This is a genomic window from Leeia sp. (assembly GCF_041909055.1).
GTDB classification, from domain to species: domain Bacteria; phylum Pseudomonadota; class Gammaproteobacteria; order Burkholderiales; family Leeiaceae; genus Leeia; species Leeia aquatica.
This window is the reverse complement of record NZ_JAYREC010000006.1, coordinates 56823-76112: the sequence shown is the minus strand read 5'-3', so window position 1 is coordinate 76112 and position 19290 is coordinate 56823. Positions and strand designations below refer to the sequence as shown.

The window sequence follows — 19290 nt, the reverse complement described above, 5'->3', positions numbered from 1 at the left end:
CCTTTACTGTGTTGCCTGAGGGGCTTGCCGGTAAACATACCGGTAGCCCTCGTGAAATCCGGTTTGCTGACACAAGGCGCGCGCGCCCGGGTTGTCTGCCACTACCTGCAGCCAGCTGTGGCGAACACCTTGTTGCCAGGCGTGAGCCTGCAAGCTATCGACAATGGCCCGCGCCCAGCCTTGTCTGCGGTGTGCCGGGGCGGTGATCAGGTCACAAAAGCCGATGTGGTCACCCTGTACCACCCCCAAACCAACCGCGATCACCTCATCCCCGTGCGTCACCCACGCGTATAGCGAAGGCGGCAGCGCCTGCAGGATGCTTGCCAGTTGCAGACCTTGATCGGACAACTGCAACAAGCGGCTTGTGGCTGCCAGCCAGGCGTCGGAGCACGCCGGGCTGATCTGCACCGCCGGGTGTGCGGTGGCCGGCTGCGTCCAGTGACAATACATCACCAGACTCTCATCCAGACAGCTATAGCCGCGCGCATCCAGCTGCTGTACCACCGCCTGCGGCGTGTGCTCGGTGAGCTTGAACAAAGGACGCAGACCCAGCGCACGGTAACGGGCCTCTACCCGGTCCAGCGCAGCGGGGTGTGCTGCGTCTGTCGCATCCAGCAGCCAGGCCGAGTTGGCGCGCTTGGTATAGCCCCCATGCTCGCGCCACAGCCAGCCGTCCATCACCTGCTGCTGGCGCGCAGGCCACGCAGCGGCGGCCAGCTGCTCCAGTTGGTGACTGTGGTCGGCGCCCAGGCTCATGGCTGCTTCAGGGTGGTGGTGGCCCATTGCGTGTTGGTGGTTCGAGTCCACGCTTCGTCTGCCGGGCCATTGAGGCTATAGCTCAACAGCTGCACCACCTTGTTACGCTTGTTGATCATGGAGGAGACCCCGTATACCGTGGCATCCATCGTCTTTTGTCCGGCCTTGAACTGCAGGCGGCTCCACATCTGGAAGGTGAAGCGATCGGTCTGGCGCTCCAGCTTGCTCATCCGGGTTTCGCCCAGCTTGAGCTTTTCCACCTTGGCGGTACGCTGCTGATTCAGCTTTTGCACCTGGTTGCTCATCTGCTGATTGACCGTCTGCTCGGCGGCACTGCCCAAGGCAGGCATTTGCCGCTCGAAATCGTCCACCATTGACTTGAACTGTACCGGCGGGATGGTCATGCCATTGAGTTCAGGCATGGTTTGCACCATGTGGTAGCGCTTGAAGTTGGCCTTGGGGTCTGCCGCATCCTTGGGATCGACCAGCATGGCCTCCAATGCGATGTTGGCGGGCATGAACTGACGCGTGGCCAGAAAACGCGGGTCACTCTGGCTCAGCAACACAAAGCCGGTCGGTACCGGAATGGCCAGAGGTACGCCACCGGGTTTGAGGGTGAGCGTGTTGCTTGCCGCCAGCAGGATGGGGGGGAGGGCCAGCAGCAGCGCAAGCGCGTGGCGCAGCCTCATGCCAGGCTCCCGGGCTGTTGCTGGTGCCAGTCACTGTTTAGCTGGAACTGGTGGGCGAGACCCAGCATGCGTGCTTCGCTGAAGTAGTTGCCGATAACCTGCAGGCCGATTGGGCGCCCGGCGCGGTTGAAGCCCGCCGGAATGCTCATGGCGGGCAAGCCAGCCAGATTGGGTGACAGGGTGTAGACGTCTTCCAGGTACATCTGCAGCGGGTCATTGCTGCGGCTGCCCAGATCAAATGCAGCCGTGGGCGCAGCCGGGCCCATGATGACATCACAATCGGCAAAGGCACGCTGGAAGTCATCGGCAATCAGGCGGCGCACCTTCTGCGCCTTGATGTAGTAGGCATCGTAATAGCCGTGGCTCAGTACGTAGGTACCGGTGAGGATACGGCGCTTCACTTCGGCGCCGAAGCCCTCGCTACGGCTGCGCTCGTACATGTCGGCCAGATCGCCATATTCCGCCGCACGGTGGCCGTAGCGCACGCCATCAAAGCGGCTCAGGTTGCTCGACGCTTCTGCCGGCGCCAGGATGTAATAGGTCGGGATCGCCATGCGGGTACGCGGCAGCGACACGTCCTTGACCGTGGCCCCCAGCTGGCGGAATTGCTCTACCGCAGCCTGTACGGTGGCAGCCACTTCACTGTCCAGCCCGTCGCCGAAATACTCCTTGGGCAGACCAATGCGCAGGCCGGCCAGTGGCTGGTTCAGTTCGCGGGTGTAGTCTTCTGCCGGGCGTTGCAGGCTGGTGGAATCGCGCTCGTCAAATCCGGCTATCACATTGAGCAGGTGGGCGCAGTCTTCGGCACTGCGCGCCATCGGGCCACCCTGATCAAAGCTGGAAGCGTAAGCCACCATGCCATAGCGGGATACCACGCCATAGGTCGGCTTGATGCCGGTAATGCCACAGAAGCTGGCGGGCTGGCGGATCGAGCCGCCGGTATCGGTGCCGGTGGCGATGGGTGTCAGCCGGGCGGCGACTGCAGCGGCAGAGCCACCGCTGGAGCCGCCGGGTACCGCCTGGGTATCCCACGGGTTTTTCACCGGGCCGAAGTGGCTGTTCTCATTGCTGGAACCCATGGCGAATTCATCGCAGTTCAGCTTGCCGAGGGTGACCATGCCCGCGTCCTTGCAGCGGGCCACCACGGTGGCGTCGTACGGCGAGACAAAGTTCTCCAGCATGCGTGAGCCGCAGGTGGAGCGCCAGCCTTCCGCCACATAGATATCCTTGTGGGCGAGCGGAATGCCAGTCAGCGGCCCGGCGTGGCCTGCGGCGCGCCGGGCGTCTGCCGCGCGGGCTTCTGCCAGCGAGCGCTCGGCATCCAGGGTGATGAAGCTGTTGAACTGCGGGTCCAGTTGCTGGATGCGGTCCAGATAGTGCTGGGTCAGCTCGACACTGGACACTTGACCAGTGGCCAGCGCCGCACTCAGTTGGGTCAGGGTATGGGTGTGCATCGGGGTACTCGGCAGCAGACTCATTCAATCACTTTCGGAACCAGATAGAAACCTTGCTCTACCTGGGGTGCGACGCTCTGGTAGGCGTCGCGTCGATCAGACTCGCTGACCACGTCCTCACGCAAGCGCAGAGGCAGGTCCAGAGCGTGCGACATCGGGTTGATGCCCTCGGTGTCGATGGATTGCAGTTCGTCGACCAGCGCGAACAGATTGTCAAAGTGCTGGCGCAAGGCATCGACCTCTTCCGGGCTGACATGCAGGCGAGAAAGTCGGGCCAGTTTCTGGATGGCTTCGGTACTGAGTGACATGATGAAAAATGTCCGCTTGGTTGGCTTTAATCGTGGAACCTGAATAGGTTATCATACTCTATTAGGCAGACAGAATTTGCCACCGGGGTCGGCAAGGCCCGAAACCGGTGCAGCTTGCAGCTTGACGGGTACTGCATGGGTTGGATGTTCCATGCAGAATTCAAATTTAACATATTGATTCGGCAGGTTTTTTCATGTTCAGCGCACTGAGCAGCTACTTTTCCAACGATCTGGCGATTGACCTGGGTACCGCCAACACGCTGATCTGGGTGTCCGGCAAGGGCATTGTGCTCGACGAACCGTCGGTGGTGGCCATGCAGCAAGAGGGTGGCTCCAACGGCAAGAAGACCATTCTGGCGGTGGGTCTGGAAGCCAAGAAAATGCTGGGCCGTACGCCGGGCAGCATCAAGGCGATTCGCCCGATGAAAGACGGCGTGATTGCCGACTTCACCGTGACCGAGCAAATGCTCAAGCAGTTCATCAAGCGCAAGGACGTGAACCCCTCGCGCCTGTTTGGCCGCAGCCCGCGCATTGTGATCTGCGTGCCCTGCGGTTCAACCCAGGTGGAGCGCCGCGCCATCAAGGAATCCGCGCTGAACGCCGGTGCCAGCAAGGTGGAGCTGATCGAAGAGCCCATGGCGGCAGCGATTGGTGCCGGTCTGCCGGTGGAGGACCCGACCGGTTCCATGGTGGTGGATATCGGTGGCGGTACCACCGAAGTGGGCGTGATCTCGCTGGGCGGCATTGTGTACTCCAGCAGCGTACGGGTGGGTGGCGACAAGTTTGATGAGGCCATCATCAACTATATCCGCCGCAACTACGGCATGCTGATTGGCGAAACCACCGCCGAAGAGATCAAGAAAAAGATCGGCTCGGCGTTCCCGGGTGCCGAGGTCAAGGAAATGGAAGTCAAGGGCCGCAATCTGGCCGAAGGCATTCCGCGCTCCTTCACCATCACCTCGAACGAGATTCTGGAAGCGCTGACCGAGCCGCTGAACCAGATCGTATCGGCGGTGAAGTCGGCACTGGAACAGACCCCGCCGGAACTGGGCGCTGATATTGCCGAAGCGGGCATGGTGCTGACCGGTGGTGGGGCGCTGCTGCGTGAGCTGGATCGCCTGCTGATGGAAGAAACCGGTCTGCCGGTGATCGTGGCGGAAGACCCGCTGACCTGCGTGGTGCGCGGCTCGGGCCGGGCGCTGGAGAAGCTGGACAAGGTGTCGATCGGTAGCATTTTCACCAACGACTAAGCTGTTTTCACCTCCTCGATCGGGGCGGGCCATCAGGCCCGCCTGTTGTTTTTGTGAGTCAAGGCCGTGGACAAGGAAACCCAACCCGCCTTTTTCGGACGCCGACAGAGCCCGCTGAGCAAGCTGATCTGGTTCGGTGGGCTGGCCATTGCGCTGGCGATTACCGACAGTTACTGGAACTACCTGAAAGGCGTGCGCCAGAACGTCTCGGTGGCGCTGTACCCGCTGCAGAAAATGGCCACGCTGCCAGGGCAGTGGTGGGAGTCGGTGTCGACCCTGGCGACCGCACACACGGCCTTGCAGCAGGAAAACCAGATGCTGCGCATGCGTGAACTGCAGGTGACGGATCAGCTGCAGCGTGAGCAAGCCTTGCAGCAGGAAAACCAGGAGCTGCGCCGCCTGATGGGCTTGTCCAGCCAGCCTTACCGACAAGGGCAGGTTGCGGAAATGCTGTACGCCGGACGAGACCCCTTCACCCGCAAGATCATTATCGGCAAAGGGCTGGATGCCGATGTGGCGCAAGGGGTGCCGGTGCTCGATGGTGAGGGCCTGGTCGGGCAGGTGACACTGGTGCACAAGCTGGTGTCGGAAGTTACCCTGGTCACGGACAAGAATTTTCTGGTGCCGGTCGAAGTGCAGCGGACCCGGCAGCGGACCTTGCTGTACGGTCTGGGGGTGGCCGGTACCATGGAGGTTCGCTTCATGGCGGTGAATGGTGATGTGCAGCAAGGTGACCTGCTGGTGACCTCCGGGCTGGATGGCATTTACCCGCCAGGGATTGCCGTAGCGCGGGTCAGCCGGGTGGAGCGCAACAGCACGCTGCCGTTTGCCAAGGTGCTGGCCACGCCGGTCGCCGGGGTGGAGCAAAGCCGCTTCCTGCTGGTGCTGTCTCCCAAACCGGCTTTGCCCGCTTATCCGCAGCCGCCGGAGCCGGAGAAGACGGAAGGTAAAAAAGGCAAGGGCAAAGGGGGCAAGTCATGAGTCCGCGTCCGCAAACCCTGTTGCTGCCGGTACGGCCCTGGTTCGTCTGGTTTTCCCTGCTGTGCGCGCTGTTCCTGAACCTGTTGCCATGGCGTAACCATGGCCTGATGCTGCAGCCGGATTTCGTGATTCTGCTGTTGCTGTACTGGAATCTGTACGAACCGGAGCGGGTGTCGCTGGGTTGGGGGCTGATCTTTGGCTTGCTGATGGATGTGGCCGATGCCGCTCTGGCTGGCCAGCATGCGCTGGCCTACGTGGTCACGCTCTATCTTGCCCTGCAACTCTCCCGCCGCATGCGCATGTTTGGCCAGTGGTGGCAGGCCATGCACTTGATGCCGCTGTTGCTGCTGGGTGCCGCCATCATGGTGTTGGTGCGGTTTCTGGCGGAGCGTCGCCTGCCGGGGTGGAGCTACTTTTACGGACCGATGGTCGGCGCCTTGTGCTGGCCTGTGCTGACCCATGTCTTGCAGTGGCCGCAGCGGCGGGCGCGGGAGTCTGAGCTGTAATGGGGAAGAAATCGGCCCAGCGCCACGAAGGGCATGACGCCGTCCAGTTTCAGATCCGGGTGTTGCTGCTAGGCGTACTGGTACTGGTGTGCTTTGGCCTGCTGATCTGGCGGTTTTCGGTGCTGCAAATCAGTCGGCACGCGTTCTACAGTACCCAGGCGGACAGTAACCGCATCGGCATTGCGCCGGTGATGCCCAGCCGTGGCCTGATTGTGGATCGCAATGGCGTGGTGCTGGCGCATAACTACACGGCGTTTACGCTGGAATTGCGTCCAGACCGGGTCGGCGACGTCGATCAGACCATTGCCGAGCTGGGCAAGCTGGTGGAGATCGGCCCCAAGGACATCAAGCGCTTCAAGCAGCTGCTGTCCGAGAGCAAGTCGTTTGAAACCCTGCCGCTGAAACTGCGCCTGACCGATGAGGAAATCGCCAAAGTGGCGGCGCAGGTTTACCGGCTGCCTGGCGTGGAAATCAAGGCGCGCTCCTTCCGTGAGTATCCCTACAAGGCGCTGACAGCGCATGTGATTGGCTATATTGGCCGCCTCAGCGAGAAGGATCAGCAGGTGCTGGAGGAGACCGGCAAGCTGGTCAATTACCGGGGCACCACCCATATTGGCAAGCTGGGGCTGGAGCAAAAGTATGAGGACGATTTGCACGGTGTGACCGGCTATGAAGAGGTGGAAACTGATGCCGCTGGCCGGGCCATCCGTGTGTTGCGCCGTACGCCACCGATTGCGGGCAATAACATCCAGTTGTCGCTGGACATCAAGCTGCAGCAATACGCGGACGAGCTGTTTGGTGATCGCCGTGGCGCCCTGGTGGCGATCGAGCCTGCTACCGGCGGGGTGCTGGCCTTTGTCAGCAAGCCGGGCTTTGATCCCAACCCCTTTGTGGATGGTATCGATGCACAAAGCTGGAAAGAGCTGAACGAATCCATTTATCGGCCGTTGAACAACCGGGCGCTGCGCGGTATGTATCCGCCAGGCTCCACCTTCAAGCCTTTCATGGCCATGGCCGCGCTGGAAATGGGCTACCGCAGGCCAGGAGATGCCATTGCCGACCCGGGCTTCTTTTCCCTGCCGGGCAGCAGTCACCGTTTCCGCGATGACAAGGCGGGTGGGCATGGCTCGGTAGACATGTACAAGTCGATTGCGGCCTCGTGCGATACCTATTACTACCGTTTGGCCTACGACATGGGGATTGAAGCGATTGATCGTTTCATGCCCAAGTTCGGCTTTGGCCAGAAAACCGGCATTGACCTGCCCGGTGAAGTGGAAGGCATTCTGCCGTCCCCCGCCTGGAAGCAAAAACGCTTTTCAGGTGCACGCTTCCGTGATGAGCACCGCAAGTGGTATGTTGGTGATGTGGTCAGTATTGGTATCGGCCAGGGCTACAACTCATACACGCCTTTGCAGCTGGCGTACGCCACCTCGGTGCTGGCCAATGACGGGGTGGCCTTCAAGCCCCATATTGCCTGGCATGTGACAGATGTTCGCACCGGCAAGGTGTCCACGGTGGAGCCAACGCCGATTGCCCGGCATGACTTCAAGCCGGAAAACCTGGCGGTGGTGAAGCAGGGCATGCGCGGGGTGCTGATGCCGGGGGGCACTGCATTTGGCATCAGCGGCGGGCTGGAGTATGCCATGGCGGGCAAGACCGGTACCGCACAGGTGATTACCATCAAGCAGGGTGAGAAGTACAACGCTTCTCGCATCCATGAGCTACACCGTGACCACTCCTGGTTCATTGCATTTGCCCCGGCGGATCAACCGAAGATTGCCATGGCAGTGCTGGTGGAAAACGGCGGCTTCGGTGCTACCGCTGCAGCCCCGATTGCCCGCAAGCTGACCGATTTTTACTTGCTGGGTAAGCGCGCCGAAGTGCCTGCACCTACGGCGGCGGCCAAGCCGGGCAGCAAACCCGCCGCCCCGGAACAACCCGCCAGTCAGGAGGGTGACCATGATTAGCCGCTTGTGGCACGCATTCTGGCGGCCGCTGGATATCTGGTTGTTGCTGGTGGTGTTGGCGCTGTTGACCGTGGGGCAGATTACCCTGTATTCGGCGGGTGACCGCAGCATGATCAAGGTTGAGGCGCAGCTGTTCAACTTTGCCGTGGCGGCGGTGGCCATGTGGCTGGTAGCCAGTCAACCGCTCCCGCGGTTGATGAGTCTGGCCCCGCCTTTGTATGCGCTGGGGATGATTCTGTTGCTGGGCGTGTTTTTCTTCGGCGAAACCAGTAAAGGGGCCACCCGCTGGCTTAACCTGCATTTCATCCGCATTCAGCCATCCGAGATGATGAAGATCGCCTTGCCGATGATGCTGGCCTGGTATATGCACCGGCATGAGGCCGCATTGCGGGTGAAGGATTTTGTGGTGGCCGGGGTGTTGTTGGCCTTGCCGGTGGCATTGGTGCTGAAGCAACCAGACTTGGGTACCGCTATTCTGATCAGTGGCTCGGGTTGTTTTGTACTGTTCCTGGCCGGTTTGTCCTGGCGGTTGATCATTCCGGTGGTGCTACTGCTGGCAGGGGGTATCTGGTATGTGATGGATGCACCCCGCTGCGAACAGGTGTTTCACAAGTATCAGTGCACTCGTGTCCAGATTTTGATTGATCCGCTGTCAGACCCTTTGGGCAAGGGTTATCACACCTTGCAAGGTACCATTGCTATCGGCTCAGGTGGCGTGACCGGCAAGGGTTGGCTACAGGGTACCCAGACCCATCTCGATTACATTCCCGAGCGCACTACCGACTTCATTTTTGCAGTGTATGCCGAGGAATTCGGGCTGGTCGGGGGCTGCGTGCTGCTGGTGCTGTATACCCTGCTGCTGCTACGGGGCCTCGCCATCACCTTGCATGCGACTACCCTGTTTGGCCGCCTGTTGGGCGGGGCGGTGACCATGACCTTGTTTACCTATGCCTTCGTCAATATGGGCATGGTTTCCGGTATCCTGCCGGTGGTGGGGGTGCCGTTACCCCTGATGAGTTATGGCGGAACCTCGCTGGTGACCCTGCTGACCGGCATGGGTTTACTGATGAGCATTCACCGCCACAAGTCCCTGATCAAGTTTTCCTGATCCGGAACCGTGCTGGAGAGCACCATGTTGTTACGTTTTGTCATGCTGCTGTTGACCGCCTTACTGGCTGCTTGCGGCAGTACCTCTTCCCCGCAGCAAAGCAGTCAGGCCCCGGCCCCGGTAGCCCATCGTGGCGAGCCACCTGCACCAGCCAGCCCTGCGGGTAAACCCGCGCCGGTCTATCAGCCCGGCAAGCAGGCCAGTCGGGATCCTAACCTGCCGCCGCCAGCCAAAGACGGCGGCTATTATCTGGACGATGGCCCGGCAGAGCAGATTCCGGATAATCTGGCCGCCACGCCGGATGCGGTACCACAGAATGAGCCGCTGCATAAATTTGCCAACCGGCCCTACAATGTACTGGGTCGAACCTGGGTACCGGATACCCAGGGCAAGGCCTATGTTGAGGAAGGCCGCGCCTCCTGGTATGGACGCAAATTTCATGGCAAGCGCACCAGCAGTGGCGAAACCTACGACATGTTCCAGATGAGTGGCGCACATCGCACCTTGCCCATCCCCAGCTATGCCCGGGTGACCAATCTGGAAAACGGTCGCTCGGTGATTGTCCGCATCAATGATCGCGGCCCGTTTCATATTGAACGGCTGGTCGACCTCTCGTATGCGGCGGCGTTCAAGCTCGGCTATGTCAGCAAGGGTAGTGCCCGCGTCAAGGTGGAGCGGGTGTTTCCGGGTGAAGAAAAGCCCGCCCCGCCCACGGTGCTGGCGCAACAGCCGGTTACACCCATCGCGGAGACCCCGCAGACACCGGCCAGTACGGCGCAGCCAGAGCCGGCCGGCTTCTATCTGCAACTGGGCTCATTCAGCCTGAAAGCGAATGCAGAAGTGCTGCGCGACAAGATGGCAGGGGTCTTGGCCGAGCACGGCAAGCCGGTGCAGGTGGTACAGCGCAACGGCCTGTACCGGGTGTGGGTGGGCAGCTACGATAGCGATGCCAGCGCGCGTGAGGCGATCCCAGTGGTGCAGCAGCTGGCGGGGATGACGCCGCTACCGGTGCACTGACCGGGGTTTGACCTGCTTGAGCGCATCAGGAGACATGCCATCACGCCATTGATGGACAGCCAGCTGCTCCAGCGTCTTATCGTCACTGTGGTGCAGGCCATTCAATTCCGGCAGGCGCAGGTCCAGGCTGTGACATAAAGGATAGTCACGGGTGCGCAGCCAGGGGGCGATGCTGACAAAACCCGCCAGTGTCGGTACCCCAAATCCCGCTGCGGCATGTACCGCTGCTGTATCCGTCGAGACCAGCAAGGATGCACCGCGTACCCAGGACAGGAAGTGGAACGTATCCGGCGACAGTGCGGCCACGTTGTAATAGTGCGGATGGTGCAAGGGCTCGAAGCCCAGCACAGGCAGCTGGTAGTGTTGCCACAGTTGTTCGACCAGCGTGTGCTGTACCGCCTGCGGAATGCTGCGCAGCGGCACGCTGGCACGCGGGCAGAACAGCAGGTACGCACTGTGCCGCCAGGGTTTGGCGGGCAGGGGCAAGTCGAACGACTGCAGCCAGTCATTGGCTTTACTCGCCGCAGGCACCCTCGCAGGATCGATGCCCAGACCCGACAGGAAAAAATCGATCATCGGGGTATCATCAAACTGTGGCCAATAGACAATATCTGCGAGGTCTACGAGCGCCGCATCGGCATCCAGCTTGGGCAAGGGTTGTGGCAGGTAATGCACCTGTTGCAGCAAGGGGCTGGCCAGCTGGTACAGGGCTTCGACGTAACGCGGTGCATGCCGGGCCCGGTACAGGTGAATATGCAGGTCGGGGTGGTGGGCCTTCAGCCAGGCCAGTGCACTGATGCCAATAATGGAATCACCCAGCGCCACCCCCATGCCGTTGAGGACATGCAAGGTACGCAAGCGGCCGTGATCCAGCCGGAAAGGCTGACGCCCTGCGTGTTGCGTGGCCTGATATTCGTGCAAGGGCCGCAGGTTTGCCGTGGCCTCGCGTTCCACATCATAGGGAAGCCAGACCTGCTGCCGGGCATCAATCAGGCTGTAACCATGTAATGCTGCTGCACTCGGGCTTGCCATCCAGCCTCCCGGTGTTCAGACACGATCAGGTCAGCAGCAGTCCCAGACCGCTGCCACAGGCCCCGGCCAGCAGCAGCCATAACCAGCGCTGCGCGTGAGGGGCAGGCTTCCATGGTAGCAAATGTACTCCGGCGGCCATAGCGGCCCATGCTCCTAAAGTCAGCCAGCGTGGCCCGACCAAAGTACAGGTCAGCAGTACCAAAGGGATCAGGCAGGCCAGCACTTCCACCAGCCACTGGCGCCAGGGCCATTCGGGCAAGGGCTGCCAGATGGCAAAGCGTGGCATCGACTCGATGTCACGCCAGCTACCCGGCGCGGTGGCCAGTTGTGCCAACAGTACAGACGCGCTGGGCGCGGGCAGCATGCCTTGCAGCCAGTGTGCAAGCGATGGGCTTTGTTCCAGTACCTGCGGCTCCAGCTCAGCGAGCTGGGCCAGCTGGCGTTCACAATGCGTTTGCCAGCGATGATGCAGCTGCCGGGCTTGCCTTACGCCGTAGTACAAACCGATGGGCAGGCAAAAGGCCGCCATGATCTCCGCCCGCAGTACCTCCGGGTGTGGTGTGACCAGCAGAATGCCCAGCAGCAGGCTGGCAACCAGCAGGACGTGCTCGAACGCAAGCAATATGCGGACGGGCTCCAGGGGGGGCGGTGCGTACAGGCCCGCATAAGCAGGCAGCAGACGCTTAAGAAAACGGTGCAAGCTGCTGCTGCCCAACCGATCTGCCCGCCACAAACGCAGGCGATCCTGCCACGGCGGCCGGTAGTCTGCCGAGCGCGAAAGCGCCTGCGCAGCATCCAGTAGCAACCACTGCCGCGGGGTGCCGCTGGCACGGTCGGCCAGTTGCAGCAGCCACCAGCGCTGACGGGCGGCGTCAGTCGTCACCGTGGCCCAGCCCCAGTTCCTGAATCTTGCGGGTCAGGGTGTTGCGCCCCAGGCCCAGCAGTTGTGCGGCCTCGATGCGGCGGCCATGGGTATGCTGCAAGGCCTCCTGAATCAGGGTGGCCTCGAAGCGAGCGGCCAGCGCTGGGAGGATATTGCTGTCGCCACGCTGCAGGGCGTCGCGGGCATGCTGTGCCAGATGCTGCAGCCAGTCACCCTGGCTTGCGGCTGTAGATGCGGCGGCATCCGGTTGGCGGAATTCCGGCGGCATGTCGGCCAGTTCAACCCGCTGCCCGGGGGCCATCACCGTGAGCCAGTGGCACAGGTTTTCCAGCTGACGGACATTGCCCGGCAAGGGATGCTGGGCCAGCAGCTGCAGCACCGCCTCGCTCAGCTGCTTCGGCTCCACACCCAGCTCGCGGGCACTGCGCTGCAGGAAGTGCCGGGTCAGCAAAGGGATGTCCTGCGGACGTTCACGCAACGGGGGCAGCCGCAAGCGAATCACGTTCAGGCGGTGGAACAGGTCCTCCCGGAAGTGACCTTCCCGTACCCGGGTTTCCAGATCCTGATGGGTGGCGGCAATCACCCGCACATTGGCTTTGACCGGTTGATGACCGCCGACACGATAGAAATAACCATCCGACAATACCCGCAGTAGCCGTGTTTGCAGCTCGGCAGGCATGTCGCCGATCTCGTCCAGAAACAGGGTGCCGCCATCCGCCTGCTCAAAGCGCCCCTGACGCTGGGTCTGGGCACCGGTAAAGGCCCCGCGTTCGTGACCGAACAGCTCGGATTCAAGCAGATCGCGCGGGATGGCCGCAGTATTGATGGCAATGAAAGCACGGTTATGGCGCGGGCTGTGGCGATGCAGGGCACGCGCCACCAGCTCCTTGCCGGAACCCGATTCCCCGGTGATCAAGACGGTGGCGATGGACTGGGACAAGCGGCCAATCGCGCGGAAAACATCCTGCATGGCCGGGGCCTGGCCCAGCATGTCGGTACTGCTGGCGGGGGCCTCAGCATCGACCGGCTGGGTCGGGTTGGACGACAGCGCACGCTCGATCAGTGCCACGGCCTGGTCCACATCAAAGGGCTTGGGCAAATACTCGAAAGCACCGTGCTGGAAGGCGGCGACTGCGCTTTCCAGATCGGAATAGGCGGTCATGATGATGACCGGCAGCTGCGGCTGCTGTTGACGCAATTCACGCAGGAAATCCAGGCCATTTTCGCCCGGCATGCGGATGTCGCTGATCAGCACCTGCGGCACCTGGGTGGCCAATGCGTCCCGTGCGCTGCTGACCTCGGCAAAGCTTTGGCAGGAAATTCCGGCCCGGCTCAGTGCCTTCTCGAATACCCAGCGAATGGAACGATCGTCATCGACGATCCAGACTTGACTCATGCAGACTCCGCAACAGGGGTAAATTGTACTGGCAGCAGGATGGTAAACACGGTATGACCGGGGCGGCTCTCAAAGTCCAGTGTGCCACCATGCTGGTGCACGATGCTCTGCGCCAGCGAGAGACCCAGCCCGGTACCCTCCGCCCGCCCGGTGACCAGCGGGTAAAAGACCTGAGGTTGCAAGGCGGGTGGAATGCCAGGGCCACTGTCGATGATGTCCACCTGCACTGCCATGCCATGCCGCTTGCGATGCAAGGTCACCTGCCGGGCAATGCGGGTGCGCAAGCCGATCTCCCCCTGGCCATTCAGCGCCTGCACCGCATTCTTGACGATATTGAGCACCACTTGTACCAGTTGCCCGCGGTCGGCCAGTAATTCCGGCAGGCTGGCGTCGTAGTCACAGCGAAAATGAACGGCGCGATGGGTTTCGGCGCTGACCAGCTGGCGTACCCGCTCCAGCACCTCATGAATGTTCAGCCAGCCAGGCTGGGGACGCGGATTGCGGGTCAACAGGCGGTCCAGCAAGGCTTGCAGGCGGTCCGTTTCGCTGCGGATCACCTCGGTGTACTCATGCAGCGCCGGATCGGCCAGCTCATGCTCCAGCAGTTGCGCGGCGCCCCGGATGCCACCCAGCGGGTTTTTGATCTCGTGCGCCAGATTGCGCATCAACTCGCGGTTCGCCGCCTGCTGACGTGCCATCTGCTCTTCCTGGACCACTTTCCATTGCGGGTCGACCGCCGTCAACTCAATCAGCAGGCCATCGGGCAGGGCGGGGTGGTCCAGTAGCGGAATCACATGCAGGTTGCCGTGCAGCTGCTGGCGGTGCGGTACGGTGCACAGGCGGATGTCGTACTCACGGCAGGGGGCATGTTGCTGGCGGGCACGCTCCAGCGCCTGGTCCAGCCAAGGGCGGGCCTGGCTATCAAACAGCTCAGGAAGCCGCTTGTCCAGCAGCATGCGCAGGCTGGTCCCCAGCCACTGCTCGGCCGCCGGGTTGGCATAGCGGAGCCGGTCCTCCGCGTCCAGTGCGAACACGGCATGTTCCAGCCAGTCTAGCCCGGCAAAAGCGTCGACAACGACAGTCATGGTCATCCTGCATGGTGGCATTACGGCCATCCGGTTGGATGGTGTGCAGGACTCAGCAAGTTTTGCGCCAGAGCGGCATGCTGCAAATGCTGCACCCAGAGCAGCAGATTGCACCATGCTGACGCATTAGGCAAGAGTTCCGCACCAAAATGGTGCGGAATGAGCGAAGTAATCGGGTTTAGTACTGCTTGACGCCAGCCAGCTCTTTCTTCAAGGCCTCGATGTTCTTCTCATGCAAGGTCACCTTGTTCTGGGCGCTGGCCAGTTGATCCGGGCTGGCCTTCTGGCTGGCGATGCTGGTGAGCTGCTTGCGGGCATCATCCAGCATGCGGTTTTCGTCATTCAGCTCCTCGGTGAGGATCTGGAAACGGGTGGCATCACGCCGTTTCTGGGTCTCGGTCTCTACCTTGGGGAAGCTGGCAGGCGTGGCGGCCGGGGCACCGCCGGCACTGGCACGACGCGGGCTGGGGTTGACACTACCTCCGGGGGTTTCATCCACGATGACGCGCTGCGCGCCTTTAACCTGGGTATTGGTATAGGTAATGTTGCCGTTGGCATCCACCACTTTGAAGATGTCTGCCTGGGCCATGAAGGGCAGCGCCAGCAGCATAATGGGCAGCAGTTTCATGAACACACCTCTTAGTACGTTTTCGCAGGGGGAAAGTCCAGTTTATGCCAATGGCAAAAACAGTGCAAGGGTTTGTTCTGAAAGCGGATTCCGCGCTGTTGCTTTTCTGCTAGAAGGAGAGACCCAAGGCACGCAGGGCGGCCGCGGTGTCCGGCCCCGAGCGGTGGTGGATGGCGTGCCAGCCGAGTGCACGCGCCCCTTCCACATTGTGCAATACATCGTCGATGAACACGCAGGCCTCTGCGGCAACGCCGATGTGCTGCAACAGGTGCTGATAAATGGCCGGATCAGGCTTGGCCAGCTTCAAGCGTCCCGACACCGCAACATGGCGAAAGCGCTGCAGGAAAGGGTAGTGCTGCTCGGCGTAAGGATAGGTTTCCGCAGACCAGTTGGTGAGGCCGTACAAGGGAATGTCTGCCGCGTGCAGGGATTCCAGCAGTGCCACGCCGTCAGTCAGCGCACCTTTCAGCATCACTGGCCACTGCCCGTAGAAGGCCTTGATCAAGGTTTCGTGCTGCGGAAACGCGGCAATTTTCTCAGTTTCGGCCTCAGCAATGCTGCGCCCGGCATCCTGTTGCAGATTCCAGGCCGGATTGCACACCTCTTGCAGAAACCAGCGGCGCTCGGCTTCATCCGGAATCAAGGTCTGATACAGATACTCCGGGCTCCAGTCGAACAACACCCCGCCAAAATCAAATACCACCGCCTTGATCATGTCATTCCTTGCCGCTGGCCTGCTGAAGCTGACCATGCTGGCATGCGGCACCCGATGTGGCAAGTTGTCCTGTTCCGTGTCAGACCACTTGGCCATGATGCGGTGTACTTGCCAAGGCGCTACGCGGGATCGGGGTGGCTTAGCCGGTGGCCTGGGGCCCTTCCAGAAACCGCAGGCCTACGCCAGGCTCGGTGGCGATGTAGCGGGGCTTCAGCGGAGAGTCGCCCAGTTTCAGGCGCAACTTGCCGACCAGAATGCGGATGTAGTGGGTGTCATCAGTATGGGTCATCCCCCAGATTTCCCGCAGGATCTGGGGCTGGGTGACCACGCGGCCGCTGTGCTTGAGTAGCAAGACCAGTAGCGCGTATTCCTTGCGCCCCAGCGTGATGAGCTCCCCATCCAGCCGGACTTCGCGGCGGGCCTGGTCAATACGCAGGTGTCCGTCATCGAACAGGGTGGGCGCCTCCTGGGCAGGCATGTTCTGCCTGAGCAGTACCCGGATTCGCGCCATGAGCTCCTGGGTGCCAAAGGGTTTGGTGACATAGTCATTTGCACCCGCATCCAGCGCGGCCACCTTCTCCTGCTCACCTGCGCGCACGGAGAGCATGACGACGGGAACCTGTGACCACTGGCGCAGCGTTTTCAGAACCTCGTGTCCATCCATGTCCGGCAGCCCAATGTCCAGGATCACAAGGTCAGCACTCAGGGCTGCCAGTTTTTCCAGCCCGCCCTGCCCGGTTTCTGCCTGTACGACCGTGTAACCCTGAGCCCGCAGGCCGATGTCGAGGAAACGACGAATCTGAGGTTCGTCGTCGATCACCAGAATGCGTGTGGACGTGGATGCAGAGGTATCAGTGACCATCAGCCTGATCTGAAGAGGCGGGTACCAACAGCGGTAGCCGGATGCGGATCAGTGTGCCTTGTCCCGCTCTGGGCGGCAAGGCCTCGATACTGCCGCCATGTGCACCCACCATCCCCTGCGCAATGCTCAAGCCCAGGCCGGTGCCCTGGCGCCCACGGTCTCCGCGTTCAACGGAATAGAACATGTCAAAAATCCGGCTACGCTCGTCTTCTGGAATGCCAGGTCCGTGATCACGGATGTCCAGCTGTAGTTGTTCCTCTGCCAACTGGGCAGAAATGTCGATGGCCTCGCCCGGCGGAGAGAACTTGGCGGCATTTTCCAGTACATTGAACAAGGCCTGCTCCACCAGTGCCGGATGCACCCAGATGGGTGCAAGATCCGGCTGAATCAGGACATTGAGGCTGACATCCGGCTGATACCGCCGGAGCCGGCCGGTGGCGGAGCCGATCAGCTCATCCACCCCGATCCAGTCGCGTTTCAGGCTCAGCCCATTGTGCCCCAGCCGGGTCATGTCCAGCAGGTTCTGGATATATCGGTCCAGACGTTCACCTTCTTGCAAGATGGCATCCAGCAGCGATTTGCGATCAGCAGCACTGATGGCGTCACTATAATTGCTCAAGCTGCTGGCCGATCCAATCATGGCGGTCAAAGGTGAGCGCAAGTCGTGCGAAACCGAAGAGAGCAAGGCGGAGCGCAGGCGCTCTGCCTCATTGCTGACCCGTGCGCTTTCCAGCTCTGCGACCAGCCGGGTGCGCTGAACCGCTTGCGCTATGCCTTCCACCATGGCTTCTGCCAGGCGTCGCTGCTCTGCAGACAGGCGAGCTTCATGTGCGCCAAATTGCAGGCCGATGACGCCAACCGCCTGCCCCCCGTTCAAGAGCGGCAGAAACCACCAGGAGGCGCCTGCGAGGGTATCGGTATAGCGTCCGGCCAGTTGAGCATGATGCAATGCCCAGTCTGCGGCCCCCCGGTCCAGGCTTTCCAGCACACTGCCGCTGGATTGCTCTGCAAGCGTACCGACCTCCAGCCGCACGCGTGCCTGCAGGTGCTGCTCCAGCACCGTGCGGCCTGCGCGTAAAACCTCGCCCAGGTCCGCTGCGGTACTGAGCGTCCGCCCGAGCGCTTGCAGGGCGGTGGCATGGGCATTGGCGGCTCGCAAGGCGAGGACCTGCATGCGCAATTGTGAAGCCAGTCGACCAGCTGCCAGCGCCGCCGCCAGAAATAGAAAAACTGTAGCAACGCCTTGGCGTGCGCCGATATAAAAGGTGTATCGAGGCTCAATAAAGAAGAAGTTATAGGCAAGAAAGCACAGGATGGCGGTTAATGCTGAAGCCGTCATGCGTGTACGGGCGGCCACCAGCACAACGGCAACAATGAACACCATGGAGAGGTCATGCAAGCCCAGCCAACGCTCCGCACCCCAGGCCATGCCGGTGGCAAAGATCGAGGCGAGTGCGGCCAGGGGCACATCCTGCCAACTGAAGGGCGATACGGACCGGCTTTTCTGCATTCGGGCCTTCATCCGGAAACTGGGTGTGCCAATGATGACCAGCTCATAGTGCGTTCCTCTCTGCAGGAGTTGCTGCGTCAACGTCCGGTTGAACATGCGCGCGATCGGCCGCTCACGCGTGCGTCCGATCACCAGCGTGGAGGCGCCTGCCCGCTCGGCATGCGCAAGCAAGGCTTCCGCGACACTGCTGCCATACAGCACTTCGGTGTCTGCTCCCAGACTGCGTGCCAAGGCAAAGGCCTGGTCCAGCTCGGCCTGACGGGCTGCATCAACGCTGCCCCCCGGCTGGACCGAGATGACACTCCAGGGCGCATCCCGCCGCTCTGCCATGCGTCGTCCCGCGCGGACCAGATATTCTGACGCGCCCAGGCCATCTACGGCAACCAATACCCTGCGTCGCAGCGCGACACCGGGCAGCCCCCTGGCCTGCTGAGAGGCCCGAAAGTCGCCTTCAACGCAGTCTGCCGCCGTTTGCATGGCAAGCTCACGCAAGGCTGCCAGGTTGGCGGGCGAGAAGAAGGCTTGCAGTGCACGCTCCGCCTGATCCGGAATGTAGACCTTGCCTTGATTCAGCCGCTCGATCAGCTCGCGCGGTGGCAGGTCCACCAGACGGATGTCACGCAAGCGGTCCAGCACCGCATCAGGTACCGTCTCGCTGACGCGCACACCGGTAATGCGATATACCACATCGTTCAGGCTCTCCAGATGCTGAACGTTGACGGCCGAGTAGACGTCGATACCGGCATCCATCAACTCCACGACATCCTGCCAGCGGCGCTCATGGCGGCTGCCGGGGGCATTGCGGTGTGCCAGTTCATCCACCACCACCACTTTGGGGTTTCTGGCCAGAATGGTGTCCGTATCGAGCTCATCGAGCGTATGCCCCTGGTAGCTCACCACCCGCCGCGGGATCAGCTCAAGCCCACTCAACAAGGCGGCTGTTTCGGTGCGGCCATGGGTTTCTACCAGCCCGATGACAATATCCACCCCTTGTTTTTGTAGTTCCTTGGCACGGGACAGCATGGCGTAGGTTTTTCCTACCCCGGGCGCTGCACCAAGGAAAATGGTCAGCTGCCCGGCTTTCTGACGCTGCAGTTCCTGTATCAGGGCATCGGCTTTGGCATCGCGATCGTTATTCATGGG

18 protein-coding genes are annotated in these 19290 nt (G+C 61.5%); 6 read left to right on the top strand and 12 right to left on the bottom strand.

Annotated elements, in window-relative coordinates:
- Positions 1-3: 3 nt before the first annotated feature.
- From ACE3O2_RS14950 to gatC, 4 genes are read right to left on the bottom strand one after another with little or no spacing between them, the layout of a single operon-like run.
- Positions 4-756 carry a GNAT family N-acetyltransferase gene (locus ACE3O2_RS14950; protein WP_374338824.1) on the bottom strand — a complete coding sequence of 251 codons (753 nt, stop codon included), beginning with the start codon at positions 754-756 and terminating at the stop codon, positions 4-6.
- Positions 753-1445: a hypothetical protein gene (locus tag ACE3O2_RS14945; protein WP_374338822.1), complete on the bottom strand. Its 693-nt coding sequence runs from the start codon at positions 1443-1445 to the stop codon at positions 753-755. Before ACE3O2_RS14945 ends, ACE3O2_RS14950 begins: the two co-directional genes overlap by 4 nt.
- Positions 1442-2899, bottom strand: coding sequence for an Asp-tRNA(Asn)/Glu-tRNA(Gln) amidotransferase subunit GatA (gatA, locus tag ACE3O2_RS14940; protein WP_374339203.1), 1458 nt, complete (start codon positions 2897-2899; stop codon positions 1442-1444). Before gatA ends, ACE3O2_RS14945 begins: the two co-directional genes overlap by 4 nt.
- Before the next feature lie 20 nt (positions 2900-2919).
- A complete protein-coding gene (gene gatC / locus ACE3O2_RS14935; protein ID WP_168878355.1) occupies positions 2920-3207 on the bottom strand; it encodes an Asp-tRNA(Asn)/Glu-tRNA(Gln) amidotransferase subunit GatC in 288 nt (95 codons plus the stop codon).
- A 194-nt stretch (positions 3208-3401) separates the two neighbouring features.
- Here gatC and ACE3O2_RS14930 point away from each other — a divergent pair, with 194 nt between their 5' ends.
- From ACE3O2_RS14930 to ACE3O2_RS14905, 6 genes are all read left to right on the top strand, one after another.
- Positions 3402-4457 (top strand): rod shape-determining protein, encoded by a 1056-nt coding sequence (locus tag ACE3O2_RS14930; RefSeq protein WP_374338820.1) that lies wholly within the window; start codon positions 3402-3404, stop codon positions 4455-4457.
- Between the two features lie 66 nt (positions 4458-4523).
- The gene (gene mreC, locus ACE3O2_RS14925) at positions 4524-5438 is read left to right on the top strand and encodes a rod shape-determining protein MreC (protein ID WP_374338818.1); all 915 of its coding nucleotides are present in this window, start codon (positions 4524-4526) and stop codon (positions 5436-5438) included.
- Positions 5435-5944, top strand: a complete 510-nt coding sequence (gene mreD, locus ACE3O2_RS14920) for a rod shape-determining protein MreD (RefSeq protein WP_168878358.1) — start codon at positions 5435-5437, stop codon at positions 5942-5944. The genes mreC and mreD overlap by 4 nt, the downstream gene beginning before the upstream one ends.
- Positions 5944-7911, top strand: a complete 1968-nt coding sequence (gene mrdA, locus ACE3O2_RS14915) for a penicillin-binding protein 2 (protein WP_374338816.1) — start codon at positions 5944-5946, stop codon at positions 7909-7911. The genes mreD and mrdA overlap by 1 nt, the downstream gene beginning before the upstream one ends.
- Positions 7904-9019, top strand: coding sequence for a rod shape-determining protein RodA (rodA, locus tag ACE3O2_RS14910; RefSeq protein WP_205882130.1), 1116 nt, complete (start codon positions 7904-7906; stop codon positions 9017-9019). The genes mrdA and rodA overlap by 8 nt, the downstream gene beginning before the upstream one ends.
- Before the next feature lie 24 nt (positions 9020-9043).
- Positions 9044-10036: a septal ring lytic transglycosylase RlpA family protein gene (locus ACE3O2_RS14905; RefSeq protein WP_374338813.1), complete on the top strand. Its 993-nt coding sequence runs from the start codon at positions 9044-9046 to the stop codon at positions 10034-10036.
- On the opposite strand, the gene ACE3O2_RS14900 is transcribed toward ACE3O2_RS14905, so the two are convergent.
- The 8 genes from ACE3O2_RS14900 to ACE3O2_RS14865 all read right to left on the bottom strand — a co-directional run bounded on the left by ACE3O2_RS14900 (position 10022) and on the right by ACE3O2_RS14865 (position 19287).
- A complete protein-coding gene (locus ACE3O2_RS14900) occupies positions 10022-11068 on the bottom strand; it encodes a hypothetical protein (RefSeq protein WP_374338811.1) in 1047 nt (348 codons plus the stop codon). The genes ACE3O2_RS14905 and ACE3O2_RS14900 overlap by 15 nt on opposite strands.
- A 25-nt stretch (positions 11069-11093) precedes the next feature.
- The gene (locus tag ACE3O2_RS14895; protein ID WP_374338809.1) at positions 11094-11951 is read right to left on the bottom strand and encodes a hypothetical protein; all 858 of its coding nucleotides are present in this window, start codon (positions 11949-11951) and stop codon (positions 11094-11096) included.
- Positions 11941-13347 carry a nitrogen regulation protein NR(I) gene (gene ntrC, locus ACE3O2_RS14890; RefSeq protein ID WP_374338807.1) on the bottom strand — a complete coding sequence of 469 codons (1407 nt, stop codon included), beginning with the start codon at positions 13345-13347 and terminating at the stop codon, positions 11941-11943. The genes ACE3O2_RS14895 and ntrC overlap by 11 nt, the downstream gene beginning before the upstream one ends.
- Positions 13344-14432, bottom strand: coding sequence for a nitrogen regulation protein NR(II) (gene glnL / locus ACE3O2_RS14885; RefSeq protein ID WP_168878365.1), 1089 nt, complete (start codon positions 14430-14432; stop codon positions 13344-13346). Before glnL ends, ntrC begins: the two co-directional genes overlap by 4 nt.
- A gap of 178 nt (positions 14433-14610) precedes the next feature.
- Complete coding sequence (locus ACE3O2_RS14880; RefSeq protein WP_168878366.1) at positions 14611-15060, bottom strand: DUF4124 domain-containing protein; 450 nt, start codon at positions 15058-15060, stop codon at positions 14611-14613.
- 109 nt (positions 15061-15169) lie between these two features.
- Positions 15170-15871 (bottom strand): HAD family hydrolase, encoded by a 702-nt coding sequence (locus tag ACE3O2_RS14875; protein WP_374338804.1) that lies wholly within the window; start codon positions 15869-15871, stop codon positions 15170-15172.
- 43 nt (positions 15872-15914) lie between these two features.
- Positions 15915-16637 carry a response regulator gene (locus ACE3O2_RS14870; protein ID WP_374338802.1) on the bottom strand — a complete coding sequence of 241 codons (723 nt, stop codon included), beginning with the start codon at positions 16635-16637 and terminating at the stop codon, positions 15915-15917.
- Complete coding sequence (locus ACE3O2_RS14865; protein ID WP_374338800.1) at positions 16627-19287, bottom strand: ATP-binding protein; 2661 nt, start codon at positions 19285-19287, stop codon at positions 16627-16629. The genes ACE3O2_RS14870 and ACE3O2_RS14865 overlap by 11 nt, the downstream gene beginning before the upstream one ends.
- Positions 19288-19290 lie beyond the last annotated feature (3 nt).